The following is a 17,610-nucleotide window of genomic DNA, read 5'->3' as shown; positions in this document are numbered from 1 at the left end:
ACCTTAATCTTGATGCATATTGCATGCTGATTTGGTAAAATATATCAATTCGTAGATTCTTTGTCATTCGGGAACAATAAATCTCTATCTTTGCTTATTGCGTGCTCTGTCCATTTTGTTGGAATGAATTTCCAGTTTGTGTGTGCTTGAGGATTTATGTGGTGATGACTTTCAATATATTCCATAAGTAATCTTCGTTGGTCTTTGTCGCTGATGTATTCTATTCGTGAAGCAATCTCTTCAAACGGAATGCCGGCACCTTTTGTAAGCAGTTCTCCGCCTCCGTTTCCACGATAGCTGTTCATCGCTACTTTATATGTGTTTTCTTCGCTGAATGGTCTTCCGTCAGACATACGTAATATCTTTACTTTATGTCCTTTTTCCTTAGTCACGTCAACCTCATAGTCTATTCCTGCTGCCGAATCGAAGTTAAAGGCCAGGTTACGCCAATGGTGTCTGCCGTTGTTGTCAATATCCATAAGCATGATGTGGTCATCCTTTGATTTCATAGTGTCTACCCATAGATAATAGCTCATCTCCAAAAGGTTGTGTATTTCCTTTCCCGACATTCTGATAGCATACAGTTGATTTTCGTATGTATATAGATTGAACATATCGCTCACGCGAATTTCTCCTTTTTTTATACATGCATCAAATTGTAGCGGTGCGTTTAGTGATATTTCTGCCCCTGTTGTTTTCAGTTGCACGTCGTGTATGAAATCACTGAATGGAGCGGGACCAAAGAAACAGTCTTTGGTGAATATAGATTCTTCTATAGTTCCGATTTTGCGATTTACGTAGTTTTTCACTTCTTCCATATCTTCCGTGAAGTGGGAGAGAAACTCCTCGTCAACCTCTTCTTCTTCAATGTTCACTAGTTTACTGTCTATCTTATCCAGCGCCCAACCGCTTTCTGTTTTGTGAGCAGTAATCGTTGATTCACTAATGTAGTGGGCATTACTTGATGGATTGATAATGTTTATTTTTTTTGAATCTCCAAACGTCTGCACTACGTGTTTTAGTCTATGGTCGTGTCCGCAGAGAATAAGATCTATTCCTGCTACGTTTGTAGCCGTTTTAATACTTTCGTTTTCTCCTATTCCGTTGTCATTTATACCGCCTTCAAATCCTGTATGAAACAGTCCGATAACAATGTCTGCATGTTCTATTTCCCTTACGTGTCTTGTCCATTTATCCATACATTCTGGAATGCCTTCAAACTTCATTCCGCTCCACAGATGTTCATGTAGCCAATGTGAAATTGTTGGTGTCAGCATACCGATTATCGCAATACGCAAACCGTTTATTTCCATCATCTTATATGGCTTAAAGTATGGCTTTAATGATTTTGTGTCAATCACGTTAGCAGCAAGTATATCACAGTCTGTCTCTAAACAATATTTATCATATACTTTGTGCCCTGTTTCGATATCATGGTTTCCTATGGTCTCAGCATCATATTTCATTAAGTTTATCACCCTTGCAGCCACGTTTGTTTTTTCTGTATTTATATAGTTGCAGTAATAACACGTCGGTTGTCCCTGTAAGATGTCACCACCGTCAAGCAGCAGAAGTCTTTCTCCGTATTCCTTTCTTAATTTTTTCACATAGGTAGATACCCTTGCAAGCGATCCTTTGCGTTTGCATGAATTAATGAAGTCGTAGGGGAAAAAACTCCCGTGTACATCAGTAGTGTGTATTATTTTTATTTCCAAGTGATTGTTCATAAACTTCTATGTATTTTTTTGCAATTGTAATATATTCGTGATGCTTTTTAATGTAAAGCATACTGTCGTTTTTCATCTTGTCAATACTATTGGAGTTATTAAGTAAGAATTCTATTGCCGTTATCACTCCTTCATAGTTTGGAGCAGTATTCACAATGGGTCTCAGTTCATGCTCGTTAATGATATTATAGTTTTCTTCCTCACCTCCGCCAATGCAGATAATTCCGTTACTCATGGCTTCAAGCGCATTCATCGACGGTGTGTAACTGTATAGCTGGTCAAGAATTGCATCAGAGCCGTTCATCATCCTTATATAGTCGTTGAAGGGTATGCTTTCTGCAATGTTCAGTTCAATCCTGTCACCATATTTTTTTTTCATGTCCTGGGCAGCCTTCAGCATTATGTCTGTGCCCTTATATATGTTGCGTTCTTTGTTTATGCCGATAAATAGTTTCAGGGTTCCGTCAAACTTTCTTGGTTGTGTGTTTTTTGTAATTATAGGGTAGGGACAGAATTTTGTTTTGTTTTCGAATGCCGGTTTATAGCATGCCCAATATTCATATAATCCTGCTACAATGCGGTCGCAGTCTTGTGCGATATATTTATTAAGTTTTTCCTTTTCGGTATCAATCCAGTCTTTTCTGTATTTTATAGCTTCTTCGTCAGTGCGTAGTTTATGTCCAATGTTAAAGTCGCTGTATCTCAGTGGCATTCTTGTAATACATTCATGCACCCAGTAATAATCCATCCCGAAAGCTCCCATTATAATACATTTGTTGTGTCTTCTAAGATAGTTGTAAAATATATAATGCCTTTCAGCCTTCAACTCAAAAAACAATGGGTTAATCAGTTGCACAATGTCAAATCCTCTCATCTTAGGCAATAGTGAAATTAGTTTGGCATATAGCATTACACCTCCCACACTCCCTTTCTTTCTGCTAACGTCATAGTCACGCGGATAGTCTTTCCAGAAGTCGCCGTTTGAGACAACTACGACATGATGTCCCAATTCTCGCAAGCCTTTTGCAAGAGTTGCATGTACGTTACTGTATTCTCCTATCAAGAGTATTTTCATATTGCTGTTGCAATAATTAATCTTCTTCCTATAGCGTTTTTGCTCATCTTTCTGAACAGACTGTATTTTCTTGTATATTTTTTGTCTGGAAGCGGAAACAGTCCACGTCTTCTCAGTCTTTCGCATGCATCATTAAGATGCGAGTAGCTGTGAGTCAGTCGTGCGGTGTTATATAGGTAGTCCATAGACAATTGTGCTATTCGTCTTTCCATTGCAGCTCTTTCTGCTTTTGGCAGTTTGTCAAGCATATCATGCAAATGGAATATGATAGATTCGTTTTCTTCCAGTCTTTGAACTTTTGTGCGCTTGTTTATTTCATGGATTACAGAGTTGCTTCTCTGTCTGTAGAAATATGCTTTTGATGGAGTGGTGAATAGTCTTTCTGCACGAATAATCAGTTGTGCTGTGAACTCTTCGTCCTCCCCAAACTTTATGTTTCTGTTGAATCTCAGACTCATGAGGATGTCTTTCTTGAATATATATCCCCATGCCATGCCTTTTAAATTATTGTTGTGCATGAACTCTGCACCCGAAAACGGACCGTCATAGGCCTCTGTTACTACAGAATCATTTTTGCTTGTATGTTCAAACATCACCATGTCTGGGTTATGATATCTGGTTATGTCAAGGCAATGCTCGTAGGTGGCACTTATCAGATAGTCATCACCATCAACAAACTGGATATATTTTCCATGTGCAATGTCTAGTCCTATGTTTCGTGCCGCACTTGCTCCATTGTTAGGCTGCCAAAGATACACAATGTTTTTGCATACGCTTGTCAGACTGTTGAGTGCAGGCAAGTCGCTTCCGTCGTCAATTACTATAATCTCTCGTTCATCAATGCTTATTGAAAGTCTTGTAATACTCTCTATGCATTCTTTCAAAAGCCCTGCGTCAAGATTATACGTTGTGATAATGAATGTTATTAGCGGCTGTGTGTTATTATGCGAAATAATTTGTGAATCAAGCATAGTCTTTTAATTCCTAATAAATGATATAAAGTCAGTTTGAGGGTGCCTCTGTATGGTAATCCGTCTTCAACAAGAATATTTCCTCCCATGCGGTACACGTCAAGTTGTATGTTAATTATATATTTGAAATATCTGTTGTCGCAAGTCTCTTTCATAATTGCTACATGTGTTTCAAGCATACTTTCCAATTGCTTTACATGAGCGTTTGCCGTGAGTCCGTCACCATTATAGATGTAGTTATACGTACCAATTTCCGTTGTTGCTACTACTTTGCATTTCTTCAGCAGTCTTGGCAATATCTCTACATCCTCAAATATGATACCAGTCTTGTATTTGATGTCGTTAAATAATGACCTTCTGTATATCTTGTTGCATGCATAGGCGTGTTTATATGCCCTTTCATTAAGCCAATATGCCTTCATGTCATTGTATTCGTGATTATTGAATTTTAGTTTTCTGTTATTTCGTGAATTGTATCTCACGTTTACAGAGTATTCCAATACGTCATATTCAGGATGCTTGTCAATCAATTCAAACAATCTACTATACGTTCCAAGTTCCAGACTGTCATCGCTGTCTATAAAAGTTATATAATCACCCTTGGCAGCATCAATACCATAGTTGCGTGCTTCACTCAGCCCACTGTTAGGCTTGTGAATCACGGATATTCTTGAATCCTGAGCTGTGTATTCATTGCATATATACGGCGTTCCGTCTTGCGATCCGTCATCCACCAATATTATTTCCATATCGGTAAAATCCTGCGCAATGATGGAACTTATGCATCGGCATATTGTAGCTCCTGAATTATAAGCTGGTATTACAACTGATAGTTTCATAACTGCAAAAGTAATAAAAAAAAGTAAGTATTTTGTAATTTCATATAAAATTAGTACTTTTGCAATATTAATAAATTAAATTATGAAAGAGGTAATAATAAAAGATGATATATTACAGAAGGCTGCCGAAGAAGGTATGGATGCCTTCGTAGAGGTTTTCACCAATGCTATACTTGACTCCATTGATGGTCAGTTGACAGCTGAAAACATGTCGCAGCTTAATTCCGATCAGATAACGCTGCTTGCTTTCCATTACCTCCATGATGAGATTATGGATGGTGGATTCGTACAGTTGATCCATAACGGACTTGGCGCATTCATCTACATGAATCCTACTGATAAGGCTTTTCGTGAATGGGGATTGCCTGAATTGTTTAAGATAATAAATAAGAGTCATCGCCTGTATGCTATGCATCACGAGGAAATTGAGAAAGATTGTACAGACGAGGAATTTATGGCTATGTTTGAACAACATGCCGAGTTTGACGACTTTGATGATGAGTTCGTTGAAAATGAAGAGATGTTCGTATCAAAGGTGGCTACTTATATTGATCAGCACATTGATAATTTTGCAAAGATTGAAAAATGAATAAAGAAGAACAGGAACTAAGAAAGAAAAGTCCCATACAGATAAGAAACAAAAAAGCTTCTTTTGAATATTTCTTTGTCGACACGTTCACAGCAGGGCTCGTCCTTACAGGAACAGAGGTAAAGAGTATCCGTTTAGGAAAGGCTTCTTTGGTTGATTCTTTCTGTGTCATCTATAATGGTGAGATGTGGGTGAAGGGAATGAATATCAGCCCGTATTTCTATGGTTCGTTCAGTAACCATGAGGCAAGGCGCGACCGTAAATTGCTACTCACCAAGCGTGAACTTCATAAATTGGAGGAGGCTACCAAACAGGTGGGATTCACTATCGTACCTGTTCTGATATTTATAGATAATCACGGACGTGCAAAAATTGATATTGCTCTTGCCAAGGGTAAGAAGGAATTTGATAAGCGCCAGACCTTGCGTGAAAAGCAGGATAGGCGTGAAATGGATCGAGCTATCAAGCATTTCTAGTATAGGCATTTTGTTGCCTATACTTTGTTTTAGTATTTTAGCAGGATAAGTTTATTGTTTTGATTATGAGGAGTTTAAAAGATTTAGCTAAAGAAAAGATTTTGATTTTAGATGGTGCGTTGGGTACTATGGTACAATCGTATGATCTCTGTGAAGATGACTTCCGTGGCGACATGTTTGCCGACATCAAAGGTCAGCTTAAAGGAAACAACGATGTGCTTTGCTTAACTAAGCCTGAAGTCATAATGGATATACATCGCAGGTATCTTATTGCCGGTGCCGATATCATCGAGACTAATACTTTTTCTTCTCAACGCATCTCTCAGGCTGATTATGGGCTCGAAGCTCATAGTTATGATATTGCTCTTGCTGGTGCCAAATTGGCAAGAAAGGCAGCTGATGAGTTTACGTCTGATGAAAAACCTAGATTTGTAGCTGGTTCTATCGGACCTACAAACAAGACTTGTTCTATGAGTCCTGATGTAAGTAATCCTGCTGCAAGAGATGTTACCTACGATGACTTGTTTGATGCTTATAAAGAGCAGGTAAATGGACTCCTTGATGGCGGTGTAGACGCATTGCTCATCGAAACGATATTTGATACTCTCAATGCAAAGGTTGCCGTTGATGTAGCGCAGACCATTATGGAAGAACGCGGATTAGATCTTCCAATAATGCTCAGTGTCACTGTGAGCGACCTTGCCGGAAGAACTCTTAGCGGCCAGACCTTGGATGCCTTTTTAGGAAGCATAAGCGAATACAATATATTTTCTGTAGGATTGAATTGTTCATTTGGCGCACGCCAGATGAAACCATATCTTAAGGAACTTTGCAAGAAAGCTCCTTATTATATTTCGGCTTATCCTAATGCCGGACTTCCTAATTCAATGGGACTTTATGATGAGACTGCCGAGAGCATGTCGCCTCAGATTGCCGAGTTTATTGATGAGGGACTTGTTAACATCGTTGGTGGTTGCTGTGGCACCACTGATGAGTTTATCAGGAAGTATGATGAAATGGCTCGTGGAAAGAAACCGCATGTCTCAGTCTCTAAGTCGTCTACCATGTGGCTTAGTGGTCTTGAATTGCTTGATGTCACTCCTGAGGTTCAGTTTGTCAATGTCGGTGAACGCTGCAATGTAGCAGGTAGTCGTAAGTTTCTTCGTCTTATTCAGGAAAAGAAGTATGATGAGGCTCTCAGCATTGCCCGTAAACAGGTCACTGACGGTGCCCTTGTCATTGATGTAAACATGGACGATGGCTTGCTTGACGCACAGACCGAAATGGTTAATTTCCTTAATCTTGTGGCTTCAGAACCTGATGTTGCTAAAGTTCCAATAATGATTGACTCCAGTAAATGGGATGTAATTGTTGCTGGATTGAAGTGTGTTCAAGGTAAGAGTATTGTCAATTCCATATCACTTAAAAACGGAGAAGCTGAGTTTATCAGCCATGCACGAGACGTTAAGAAGTATGGCGCTGCCGTTGTTGTGATGTGCTTTGACGAACAGGGGCAAGCCACAACCTACGAACGCAAGATAGAAATTGCGTCACGTGCATATCATATTCTTACAGAGACAGTTGGACTGAATCCGCTTGATATAATTTTCGACCCGAATATTCTTTCTATAGCTACAGGAATAGAAGAGCATGATAACTATGCTGTCGACTTTTTAAATGCTACAGAATGGATAAAGAATAATCTTCCTGGCGCTCATGTCAGTGGAGGAGTGAGCAACTTGTCTTTCTCTTTCAGAGGCAACAACTACATTCGTGAGGCTATGCATGCAGTGTTCTTGTATTATGCTATAAAGAATGGTATGGATTTCGGAATTGTCAACCCTGCTACAAAGGTTATATATTCGGATATTCCACAAGATCAGCTTGCTATAATAGAAGATGTAGTACTAAATAGAAAACCTGGTGCTGCCGATTCGCTTATAGATTTGGCTAATAAGATAAAGGAAGAAGAGGAAAAGGCTAAAGCTGAAGGCAATAGTGGTTCTGTTTCAGTTAAGAGTTCTGCCAGTGATGAATGGCGCAATAATGATCTTGAAAGCCGACTTGCTTATGCCTTGCGAAAAGGTATAGGTGACTATATGGAACAGGACATACACGAGGCTCTTGCCAAATATCCTCATGCCGTGAATATCATTGAAGGACCTTTAATGAATGGAATGAATGAGGTAGGTGTGTTGTTTGGTGAGGGCAAGATGTTTCTTCCTCAGGTTGTCAAGACCGCCCGAACAATGAAGCAGGCAGTAGCTATTTTGCAGCCTTATATAGAGTCTGAGAAGACAGAGGGATATTCTAAAATGGGAACTGTTATCCTTGCCACTGTCAAGGGTGATGTTCATGATATTGGTAAGAACATTGTTGGTGTCGTCATGGCATGCAACAACTATAATGTTATTGATTTAGGAGTTATGGTTCCTGCCGAGCAGATTGTGAAGAAGGCAATAGAGTTGAAGGCTGATATTATAGGTTTGAGCGGGTTGATCACTCCTTCGCTTGAAGAAATGGTGAATGTAGCTACAGAAATGCGCAAAGCCAATCTCAACATACCAATTATGATTGGTGGTGCTACGACCAGCCAACTTCATGTAGCCTTGAAGATAGCCCCAGTATATGGCGGTCCTGTTGTATGGCTGAAAGATGCTTCCCAGAATGCCCTTGTTGCTGCTCGTTTGCTTAATGCCGAAGACGAGCGTAAGTTAAGAGCCGAACTCGATAGTAAATATGAGTCGCTGCGTGAGAGCTACAAGCAAAAGCAGGAAAATATATTATCTTTGGAGGAAGCACGAAAAAACAAGCTCAATCTGTTCTAAAGGGTTGAGCTATCAATACCGTTTTGGTAGCCGATTGAAGTTATGAAACTTTGGACTAAGTCGACGTACAAATACTAAGGTGTAGAGTTTTTACAATGTTCAAATAGTGAATAGCCACGTACAACACAATTATAACAAAAACGTGCCAAATATCGTTTTTGACATTCAGCATATTTCAAGTTTGTGGTCTATTCTTAATAGAATTTCTTATACTTAAAAGATTCATATCATATAAGCCTATATTTGAGTATTCATTTTTCAAATAGCCTTTATATGATTTACTTTGGTATTTCTTTTTTGCAACTACTACATTTGGATTATCTCTTGTTACATAGAATTTAGTAGTTGTTGGAGTATATAATGGTGTTGTCTCTGCGTTATATGAGGTATTTTCTTTATCAGATTCATTTAATCAAATTGTCTTTGTCTTTATCTGTGAGATTTGCGAGAGACTATACTGTTTTGCATGTACAAAGAAAAAGTATATCTGCGGGGGAACCCCTCTATGAAATGGCTTTGTCTATTATTTTGAATAGACATATATAATCTGTACTTAAATACCAAAGATTCGTCTGTTATTTAATTGTAAATGGGTTTGTACTTTCTTTTTATTGGTTTTTGATTTGTATTTTTGTAATTCACTTTTTAAATTATTATTATTATGAAAGTAACATTCTCTTCTTTTACTCAAACATGTATCAACAAACTAAGAAGTTGCGGTAGCTTTTCTACTGCCCATCTTTATGGTTGTGCCGTTCATTCTTTCAGTGAGTTTCTCGGACGTGACACTATCCGGTTCGGCGACATCACTACCCAAGCCCTGAAACTCTATGAGAAATACCTTATTCGTACTTCCCATTCCTACAACACCATTTCTACTTACATGCGCATGCTCCGTGCCATCTACAACAAGGCGGTGATGGCAGGTTTTGCTAAGTTCGTGTTCAATCTGTTTCACGATGTGTTCACAGGCGTAGATAGAAACCACAAGAAGGCACTCGACGAACCTAAGTTGAAGGAGATCCTTACCGGTGANGTGAAAAGTCCTGTTCTGAAGCGTGTGCAGTTAATGGCAGCCGCCATGTACCGACTTTGCGGCATGCCCTTTGTCGACNTGCAGCATCTGGACATTGATTCCATTGTAGACGGTATCCTGAAATACAACCGCCATAAGACTGGGACCTGTGTCAACATTCCCGTAAGCAGCAATATCCGCAAGCAGATCACTGATCTCTCNGTACCTAACTTTGATCTCAGCACTGAGTCCGGCTATAAGCACTATCAGTCATCTCTTCGCAATTTCAATGCTGGTTTAAAGCGCCTTGCACAAACCTTGGGCGTAACAGTCCACATCTCCTCCTATACATTCCGTCATTCTTGGGCTACGAATGCCCTCCGCCATCATGTGCCAGTGGAGGTGATCAGTTCAGCCCTTGGCCATTCCGACATCAGAACCACACAGATATATCTGAAAGGCTTTGATGCAGACGAAATAGGAAAGGCAAATAATAAGGTCTGCAAATGTCTGAATGTAAAATAAACAACAGGGAAAAATACTGTTTTTAAAGCTTCAAACGACATCAATAAACATCTATAGTGATAAAAAAAAATATCCGTTACTTTGCAAGTAACAGATACAATTAATAATTGGGCAAATGTAATCATTAATTTATTAAGTTATATACAAATTTGCATTTATTAACCTAAAAAACAATCAAAAACATAACAAACGCGAGACATATAGCCATAACACGTTAATTTATAAACACATTTTAAACATCCTTCAAGGAACATCTTGATATCCACCGGAAGCCTTAATCCGTTGGTAAGTCCTCTTTTTGTCTATTTTTATTCCATGTAATTCCTGATTTGTATCTGTTACTTGCAAAGTAACGGAACGTGTATTTATAGTATAGATAAATTGGATGAGTAAATTAAAATTTCATAGTACGAATTTTAGAATAAGTGATATTATATTAAAGTCATTTTTGGTTTTATTGGTATCCCTTTCGTCATTGCGCCTTCACGCGCAATACGTCGCGCTGAAGTCCAATCTGCTCTATGATGCATTATGCATTCCATCTCTGGGTACTGAGGTCCGTCTCGATAGTACCCTTACCGTGAGTGTTTCCTCAACCTATTGCCCGATATCCTACGATGGTGACCGTAAATGGAAAAACTGGTCAGTTCAGTACGAAGCCCGTCATTGGTTCCGTAAGGTCTTCAATGGTCCCTACATCGGCGTCTTCGGCATTCATGGAGGCTTCAACCTAAACCGCATTCCCGTTTTTCGTCTTACCAGTCACCGTGCCGAAGGTAACTTCAACGGTGCCGGACTCACTTTTGGCTTCCATAAGATCCTCTCTCCCCATTGGGGCATAGATACATCCCTTTCCGCTGGCTACCTGCATCTGCGCTACCGCCATTACCGTGAGGGAAGCTACGGATACCTTGAATATACAAAGGGTAGGGACTATGTCGGTCCAGTTGCCCTTTCCGTGTCGCTGGTGTATATAATCAAGTGATAATAATAAGATAATAACAATGAAATAATATTTATAGAGAAATGAAACTATTACAATCTGCATTCTTTCTTCTTGCCTTCTGCGGAGTAGCATCCGCAGCATCCGCCCAGACTGTCTACGGCGGACAGATCTACGTGAATTCAGAGAACTTCACCCGTCAGGGCGACCTTCTCCGTGTGCGCATGAAGGTAAGCTATGACAGCAGCGTCGTGGGGAGCTGTGAGTCGCTCACCTTCACTCCTGTGCTTAAGACAGACAGTGCCGTCTCAGTGCTTTCCTCAGTGGTCATCAATGGTCGTGAGCGTGAGCGTGATGCTCACCGCACAGAAGTCCTTTCCGACAATCGCCGCAACATGCCCATCGTTGTCAAAGACAGCCATGCCGCCAAGCGCTACTTCATCTACGACACCACTGTTCCTTATAAGGACTGGATGCAGGAGTGCCGCATGTATGTAGAGAGTGAGGAGCTTAACTGCACCGGTCATCGCGGCCATGTTTATGAGGACCTTGTGCTGAAGAACATCTATCTTCACGACATGAGCAATGATAATCCCGACCCGAACGTACATTATTATAACCTGATGGACTATGTACAGTTCCTTCAGCCTCAGGGCTCAGACATTGATAAGTTTCACCGCAGCGGTGAGATACCTATCTTCGGCAACAAGTCTCTTGCCAAGCTCAGTGGAAGCAGGTTCAACCGCACCGTGTTCAACACCATCGCCTCTGACGTTAAGAGTGAGCTTCAGCGCTATGGCACCAGCCTTGTTGGTCTTCGCATCAACGGCTTCGGTGCTCCCATCGGCAACTACCGCCGCAACGAGAGTGAGGCAATGGAGCGTTCGCTTGATTTGAAGAAGTACCTGATGAAGCAGAAGCTCACCAACCGCAACGACCTCACCGTAGGCTGGCTTGCCGAAGACTGGGACAGCATCTCTTCGCTTGTAGCGGGCAGCGGCATGAACCTTCGCGAAGCCGTTGTAGACATCATCAAGAGCATCGACGTAGTCAACGGTCGTGAGCGTGAAATCCAGAACATCGGCCACGGTATGCCCTATGAGTATATGAACCGCTTCATCTTCCCGAAGGTCTATCGCATCAAATATACGCTTACCTTCCGTCACGATGGCTTCGACAGCAACTCAGCTATGCAGCATCTTGGTTCAAACCCTGCCACAATGACGCTGGGTGAACTCTATGCCACAGCTGGATTCTATAAGAAGGGTTCTCGCGAGTATAACGATATCGTGGACCTCACCGCTCGTCTCTTCCCTGATAATCCAGAGGCAAACATCAATGCAGCGGGCGTAGCGCTGACACGCAACGACGTAACCCTTGCCCATAAATATCTCAAGCGTTGGGAGACTGATCCAAGAGCCTACTGCAATATGGGACTACTTTATCTTAGCGAGGGCAACCGTGATAAGGCTGAGGTTTACCTGAAGATGGCAAAGGCTGCCGGAGTAATGCAGGCAGACAAAGCCCTTGTAGAACTCATGAAGATGAAATAAATAAAGGAATAAAGGAATAAAACGAAAAGAAACAAAACGCAAAAGAATATAAGGATTAAATAATAGTATTAATAATTAAAAAGAAATAAGATTATGAGAATTAAAACCATCATGACCGCCTGCCTTGCAGTGCCTGCATTGTCAGTGCTGTGCCTAATGTCCTCATGTTCAAGTGAGGAGCTTCCTACAACAGAGAAGCCTTCAACGGGTCCTCAGACCTTAACCCTGAACTTAAAGGCTGCTGGCACGCGTGCTGCCGTCTACACCGATCCGGGAACGACAGCAGAGAACACCATCAATATTGTTACCATCGGTATCTTTGACCAGACTGCCGACGGAACTGGTAACTATCCCGTAAAGACGATTCAGGAGGTAACCACGAGTTCCACCAGTCCTTCCATTACGACCAGTCAGCTTGTTGCCGGTGATAAGGTTCTTGTAGCTGTGAATGCCAAGGCTGGAACTTTTACTGGTGCTAAGAATCTAACCGAATTTGAGAACAAGACGCTCGCCATCGACGATGCCCTTGCAAGCAGTAATGGTTCTGCCACAACAGTTGCCAGCAGCAATCTTCCAATGTTCGGTACTGGTACCATTGCCGGATCATCAACTACCTTTACAGCTGCTGTAGACGTATACCATATGGTATCAAAGATTACTCTTAGAACCCTGAACGTGAACTTCCTTGCTACGGGTGCCTATTCGGCTGCAAAGTTCACGCCTACAGCTGTTTTCCTGTCAAACGTCCCTGCTGCCCTTGATTTTTATCCAGCAAACACAATGACAAGCTACTCAACCTTTGCCTCTGCCGGAACCCTTCAGCAGGGCGAATCAGGAGTTTCTTCAAACCTCAAGTCTTATCTTGGCACAGCTTCACCCATAGGCTTCACTCCTGTGAATGCTACACTGAGCGGCGTGACTACAGGTAGCACTTATAACTGGGGAACCGTATCACCATCGGTGGCCAACATTCTCTACCTTTATACCATGCCTAGCAGTGCTGCTACTTCAACCCGCCTTGTCATCAGAGGTGATTTCGATCCAGACGGTACAGGTGCTAATAAAGTTCAGGTCTACTATCCAGTTAACATCAACTATAATTCATCTGGCAGCACTATTCCAGACGGTGGTACAGTTGCAAAGCAGATCTATCCAAACAAGAACTATATCATAGATGTGACTATTCAGGGTAAGGGTTCATCAAGTCCTACAGTAGCTATCGACCCTCAGACTGCAACGGCTAACATCACAGTGAAGGATTTCACATCTGCCAATCAGAGTAACGTGTTCAATTAAAACGGTAAATAAGAATTACAGTAGTAAGAACAATTGTAGTAAGAACAACTGTAATAAGAACAATAGTAACAACAATAAAACTAAGGTCCAATGAAAATTAGGCATATACTTATCACCTGCATCCTTCTGGCTATGCTTTCGCCCCTTATTAGTAGCTGCATCAACGACGACGAGAGCCTTCGTGTGCAGTACAATGTCGGCGTTCGCCTTACCACGAGGACAGGCGAAGTATTGCCTGATTCAGTGGCTGGCAGCGTGCATGCCTATATGTTCATCGGCGGTCGCTATTCTAATGAGGTAGCCAGAGAGCCGGACGGTCGCTACTATCTCTGCTTCGACAACCGCCAGACGATGCGTCTTGTTGCTGTGGGTTTAGGTAGTAGTGACAGCGTTCAGCTCGTTCCTCCCGTTTTGGGCGATTCTCTTAGCAGCGTCTGCGCAAGGCTCCGCCGTCTCGGTGACTCCCGCTCTGCGACAAGGGCAGCTGATGCCATCACCGAGATCACGCCGATGAGCTATATCTGCTATGGTAGTTTCAGCTATACGCCCGGCGATGCACTTCGCGACTCCAGCTTTGCCACCCTCACGATGATGAATAAAAATGTGCGCATCCATATCGTGATCCGTAACCTTCTCAGTCAGATGGGTGCAGGCAACTACACCGTAAAGCTTCAAGGCTTCCGCAGTGCCTTGGCCTTCGACGGCAGCATCAAGGGCGACAGTGTAGTCTATGAGCCACATGGTGGCTTCAACAGCGATGGCGTGTTCTCTACGGATATCATCAATGCCCTTCCCACGGCTAATGGCGAGAACGTTACTTTCACCCTTTACAAAAACGACAATCCGATATTCAAAAGCACCACAGATTCATCCGGAATCCCGATAACCCTTTCGCCTGAAGACGACAAGGCAATCGTTGTAGATGTGGGTAAGATGGGAGTCAATATCAATGTGATGCCTTGGAGCGATGTAAACAACGGCACCATCTTCTACTAGATTATAAAGTGGTTTTGTAATCCAATACATTTCTCACCGTAAAGCAAATAAACGCAATGAACAAATATCACACTCTATATTCCCTTTCAGTTCCAGTACTGCTACTGTCTCTGTGTCTTTTTCTTTTATCCTGTGCAGGCGACGACATCACGTCGACTTCACAGAATAGCGGAGACACAACGATGGTTAAGCTTAGTTTCTGTATCAGTGACGGCAGCCAGACGCGTGCCATTACTTCAGCCAATGAGAATATCGTGAGCGATATCACCGTGATGATCTTCGATTCTAATAATTCTTTGATTGGTAGCCAGTATCTGTCTTCAATATCAGCCGGTACAGTTTCAGTTCCTGTAACAGCGCGTTCGGCTACAGGGTGCACCATCTATGCTATAGCCAATACAGGTTCATCAAGTTATTTTGCGGGCGTGAATACAATCGATAAGCTGAATGCCATGTACACCACGATAGCCAGTGCGGCAGCTCTAGAAAGCAATGGCAGCACAGCTGGCAGTACAGGTGCTCTGATGATCGGTAAGGCATCTGCCGATATCACAACAGGTGGAGCGAATCAGTTCTCAATTTCTTTATACCATCAGTGCTGCAAGTTCAGCTTCACCATCACCCCCGCAAGCGGAGTGACGATTACGGGCTATCAGCTGTGCAATGTTCCTCTGAGCAGCTATATCACTGACAGCCATGTTCCAGCATCAGCCTCTACGGTAGCAGGTCCTCCAGCAGGAGCAAGTAGCTATGGCAACTTCACAGCCGTGAGCGGTTTGAGCCAGACTACAGCCTTATCCAAGACCTATTATGTATATGAGAATCTTTGCGGCAGCAACAGTAATGCCACTACAGAGGCGAAGCGCAACAGCAGCAATGCTCCTGTTTCAGCTTCAGCCAGTGCCAGCTACCTTCTGATTACTGCAAAGGGGAGCACTTGGGCATCCACGTATAGAGTCTATCTTGGCGGAATGACTAATGTGGCTACGCCTGCAACTGACCTAACCAACTTCAACGTCTACCGTAATTTAAACTATAATTGCACGATTACCCTTGGTGCAAATGGAGGTAATGGGGATGCAAGAGTAACATATCAGGCTACAGGTCAAGGCACCCGTTCTGGTTCTGTAACAGGTACAGCGACAGTAGGTAATTATCTATATAGTGATGGTACAACAGGTACTACAAAAACAGGTCATACAGTAGTTGGTATCGTGTTCTCCAACCAGTTAAGCTCTGCAGAATACAATGCAGGCTATACCCATGGTTATGCTTTGGCGCTAACTGATGTTTCAGGATTTCCTGCATGGGGCCCTTATCCAGGTGATGCTGGATTAACCAAAGTTACAACCTTTGCAGGTTATTATAATGATATCACTGCTGGTTATTATGGCACCTTTACGAAAGGTTACAATAAAAGCAACGGCAGCTATCCCGCATGGCAGTCAGCCAATAATTACAATGTAAACGTTTCTGGCTTCACTAATAGCGGTTGGTACCTTCCCAGTATTGGTCAATGGTGGGATGTCTGTGCTAATCTTGGCAAAGTTAATCTTGTCAGTCAACAGAGTTCCAGTTCGTCAAGTGATTACCTTTATAACGGTTCAACAGCAACCACGAATGTAAACAATGCCATAACAGCAGCAGGTGGAACAGCATTAACTCCAAACTATTATTATTGGTCTGCGTCAGAGTATAATAATACCAACGCTGCGATAGTTCTCTTCTATATATCGTACGTCACCTTGAGCTACGACATTAAGAACTACACGAGCTTCTATGTGCGTGCGGTCTTGGCTTTTTAACTATTTATCTATTTAATAATTTATCTATTTAAAAATATATTATGTGTATACAGCATTTTAAACACCGCCTGTGGCGGTCGAAAATCTAAAAACGAAAGTACCTATGGCATTATCTCATGAATTACCAATCTACCTTGATACAATGAAGTTACTAAGTTTAACGATAGAAAAAACTAAATGTTATCCACGCTTTTACCGTTATACGGTAGGCGAAAAAATGGTAAATATTAATCTGGAACTGTTGTCTCTGATATATAGAGCAAACAGCAGTTACGAAAACAAGCATGATGATAGAACTTCTAATTCAATATAACAACAATGCTTTATCGCATTAGATAAAAAAGATATAACTCAATTCGGATGCCTGTCAATGATGCAGCAATCGCTGCATCATGAAGAAAAAAGATTCGTGAGAACCGATGGCGTCTAATAATTATCACTATAATTTAATGAATAGTTAGTTCTATTCATTTTCTTCTAAGGCAATTTAGTCTAAGAAGAGTACATCCCAGTGGGGATGTATTTGAGAGCCTTCACACGTGAGTGTGGAGGTTCTTTAGTTTAATCTCCCGCAGATATTCTTTTTCGTAGTATCTGCTAAAGCAGATTTATTGTATCAACGTAAACGGTCTATTCTCTCGCAGATAATGCAGATGACGCAGAGAAAGACATTTTGTAGTTAGTGTTGTTTTGGGGTTTGTCTGCGTAAATCTGCGAGATCTGCGGGAGACATTGGGGTTCATGTGTGCAATATTGATTGAGTACTCTTGCGTGAATATTCTCCCGCAGATAGCGCAGATCACGCAGAGGAATGCAGCAAAGCTGCATTATTTCGCAGAGAAAGACATTTTGTAGTTATTGTGGTTTTGGGGTTTTGTCTGCGATAATCTGCGAGATCTGCGGGAGACATTGGGGTTCATGTGTGCAATATTGATTGAGTACTCTTGCGTGAATATTCTCCCGCAGATAGCG

General features: G+C 41.8%; 14 protein-coding genes. 10 read left to right on the top strand and 4 right to left on the bottom strand.

Going from position 1 to position 17,610, the window contains the following annotated elements:
• Nucleotides 1-44: 44 nt before the first annotated feature.
• The 4 genes from B045_RS0106945 to B045_RS0106930 are packed head-to-tail and all read right to left on the bottom strand — an operon-like array spanning nt 45 to nt 4,612.
• Nucleotides 45-1,727: a bifunctional metallophosphatase/5'-nucleotidase gene (locus tag B045_RS0106945; protein WP_018463552.1), complete on the bottom strand. Its 1,683-nt coding sequence runs from the start codon at nt 1,725-1,727 to the stop codon at nt 45-47.
• Complete coding sequence (locus B045_RS0106940; RefSeq protein WP_018463551.1) at nt 1,687-2,802, bottom strand: glycosyltransferase; 1,116 nt, start codon at nt 2,800-2,802, stop codon at nt 1,687-1,689. The genes B045_RS0106945 and B045_RS0106940 overlap by 41 nt, the downstream gene beginning before the upstream one ends.
• Nucleotides 2,799-3,773, bottom strand: a complete 975-nt coding sequence (locus tag B045_RS0106935; RefSeq protein WP_018463550.1) for a glycosyltransferase family 2 protein — start codon at nt 3,771-3,773, stop codon at nt 2,799-2,801. The genes B045_RS0106940 and B045_RS0106935 overlap by 4 nt, the downstream gene beginning before the upstream one ends.
• Complete coding sequence (locus B045_RS0106930) at nt 3,728-4,612, bottom strand: glycosyltransferase family 2 protein (protein WP_018463549.1); 885 nt, start codon at nt 4,610-4,612, stop codon at nt 3,728-3,730. The genes B045_RS0106935 and B045_RS0106930 overlap by 46 nt, the downstream gene beginning before the upstream one ends.
• 82 nt (nt 4,613-4,694) lie before the next feature.
• On the opposite strand from B045_RS0106930, the gene B045_RS0106925 reads away from it, so the two are divergent.
• From B045_RS0106925 to B045_RS15320, 10 genes are all read left to right on the top strand, one after another.
• On the top strand, nt 4,695-5,201 hold the full coding sequence (locus B045_RS0106925; RefSeq protein ID WP_018463548.1) for a DMP19 family protein: 507 nt from the start codon (nt 4,695-4,697) through the stop codon (nt 5,199-5,201).
• On the top strand, nt 5,198-5,677 hold the full coding sequence (smpB, locus tag B045_RS0106920) for an SsrA-binding protein SmpB (protein ID WP_018463547.1): 480 nt from the start codon (nt 5,198-5,200) through the stop codon (nt 5,675-5,677). The genes B045_RS0106925 and smpB overlap by 4 nt, the downstream gene beginning before the upstream one ends.
• A 65-nt stretch (nt 5,678-5,742) precedes the next feature.
• Nucleotides 5,743-8,505, top strand: coding sequence for a methionine synthase (metH, locus tag B045_RS14405; protein WP_018463546.1), 2,763 nt, complete (start codon nt 5,743-5,745; stop codon nt 8,503-8,505).
• Between the two features lie 661 nt (nt 8,506-9,166).
• A complete protein-coding gene (locus B045_RS15845; RefSeq protein ID WP_018463545.1) occupies nt 9,167-10,045 on the top strand; it encodes a tyrosine-type recombinase/integrase in 879 nt (292 codons plus the stop codon).
• A 385-nt stretch (nt 10,046-10,430) separates the two neighbouring features.
• The gene (locus tag B045_RS15065) at nt 10,431-11,030 is read left to right on the top strand and encodes a DUF3575 domain-containing protein (protein WP_081618610.1); all 600 of its coding nucleotides are present in this window, start codon (nt 10,431-10,433) and stop codon (nt 11,028-11,030) included.
• Nucleotides 11,031-11,071: 41 nt separating this feature from the next.
• Nucleotides 11,072-12,541 carry a DUF3868 domain-containing protein gene (locus B045_RS14890; protein ID WP_018463543.1) on the top strand — a complete coding sequence of 490 codons (1,470 nt, stop codon included), beginning with the start codon at nt 11,072-11,074 and terminating at the stop codon, nt 12,539-12,541.
• Between the two features lie 93 nt (nt 12,542-12,634).
• Nucleotides 12,635-13,837, top strand: a complete 1,203-nt coding sequence (locus B045_RS0106895; RefSeq protein ID WP_240470554.1) for a fimbrial protein — start codon at nt 12,635-12,637, stop codon at nt 13,835-13,837.
• Nucleotides 13,838-13,927: 90 nt separating this feature from the next.
• Complete coding sequence (locus tag B045_RS0106890; protein ID WP_238312252.1) at nt 13,928-14,833, top strand: FimB/Mfa2 family fimbrial subunit; 906 nt, start codon at nt 13,928-13,930, stop codon at nt 14,831-14,833.
• Between the two features lie 182 nt (nt 14,834-15,015).
• Nucleotides 15,016-16,638, top strand: coding sequence for a DUF4906 domain-containing protein (locus B045_RS0106885; protein ID WP_018463540.1), 1,623 nt, complete (start codon nt 15,016-15,018; stop codon nt 16,636-16,638).
• Nucleotides 16,639-16,741: 103 nt separating this feature from the next.
• Nucleotides 16,742-16,951: a four helix bundle protein gene (locus B045_RS15320; RefSeq protein WP_154650123.1), complete on the top strand. Its 210-nt coding sequence runs from the start codon at nt 16,742-16,744 to the stop codon at nt 16,949-16,951.
• The last annotated feature ends 659 nt before the right edge of the window (nt 16,952-17,610 follow it).

Source organism: Segatella paludivivens DSM 17968 = JCM 13650 (assembly GCF_000373185.1).
Lineage (GTDB): Bacteria > Bacteroidota > Bacteroidia > Bacteroidales > Bacteroidaceae > Prevotella > Prevotella paludivivens.
The sequence above is the reverse complement of the archived record's forward strand: the minus strand, read 5'-3'. Positions and strand labels throughout refer to the sequence as shown.

Excerpts from the sequence above, each read along its gene's own strand:
- B045_RS0106945 (WP_018463552.1), bottom strand. The coding sequence starts at position 1,727 with ATGAACAATCACTTGGAAATAAAAATAATACACACTACTGATGTACAC.
- B045_RS0106940 (WP_018463551.1), bottom strand. The coding sequence starts at position 2,802 with ATGAAAATACTCTTGATAGGAGAATACAGTAACGTACATGCAACTCTT.
- B045_RS0106935 (WP_018463550.1), bottom strand. The coding sequence starts at position 3,773 with ATGCTTGATTCACAAATTATTTCGCATAATAACACACAGCCGCTAATA.
- B045_RS0106930 (WP_018463549.1), bottom strand. The coding sequence starts at position 4,612 with ATGAAACTATCAGTTGTAATACCAGCTTATAATTCAGGAGCTACAATA.
- B045_RS0106925 (WP_018463548.1), top strand. The coding sequence starts at position 4,695 with ATGAAAGAGGTAATAATAAAAGATGATATATTACAGAAGGCTGCCGAA.
- smpB (WP_018463547.1), top strand. The coding sequence starts at position 5,198 with ATGAATAAAGAAGAACAGGAACTAAGAAAGAAAAGTCCCATACAGATA.
- metH (WP_018463546.1), top strand. The coding sequence starts at position 5,743 with ATGAGGAGTTTAAAAGATTTAGCTAAAGAAAAGATTTTGATTTTAGAT.
- B045_RS15065 (WP_081618610.1), top strand. The coding sequence starts at position 10,431 with ATGAGTAAATTAAAATTTCATAGTACGAATTTTAGAATAAGTGATATT.
- B045_RS14890 (WP_018463543.1), top strand. The coding sequence starts at position 11,072 with ATGAAACTATTACAATCTGCATTCTTTCTTCTTGCCTTCTGCGGAGTA.
- B045_RS0106895 (WP_240470554.1), top strand. The coding sequence starts at position 12,635 with ATGAGAATTAAAACCATCATGACCGCCTGCCTTGCAGTGCCTGCATTG.
- B045_RS0106890 (WP_238312252.1), top strand. The coding sequence starts at position 13,928 with ATGAAAATTAGGCATATACTTATCACCTGCATCCTTCTGGCTATGCTT.
- B045_RS0106885 (WP_018463540.1), top strand. The coding sequence starts at position 15,016 with ATGGTTAAGCTTAGTTTCTGTATCAGTGACGGCAGCCAGACGCGTGCC.
- B045_RS15320 (WP_154650123.1), top strand. The coding sequence starts at position 16,742 with ATGGCATTATCTCATGAATTACCAATCTACCTTGATACAATGAAGTTA.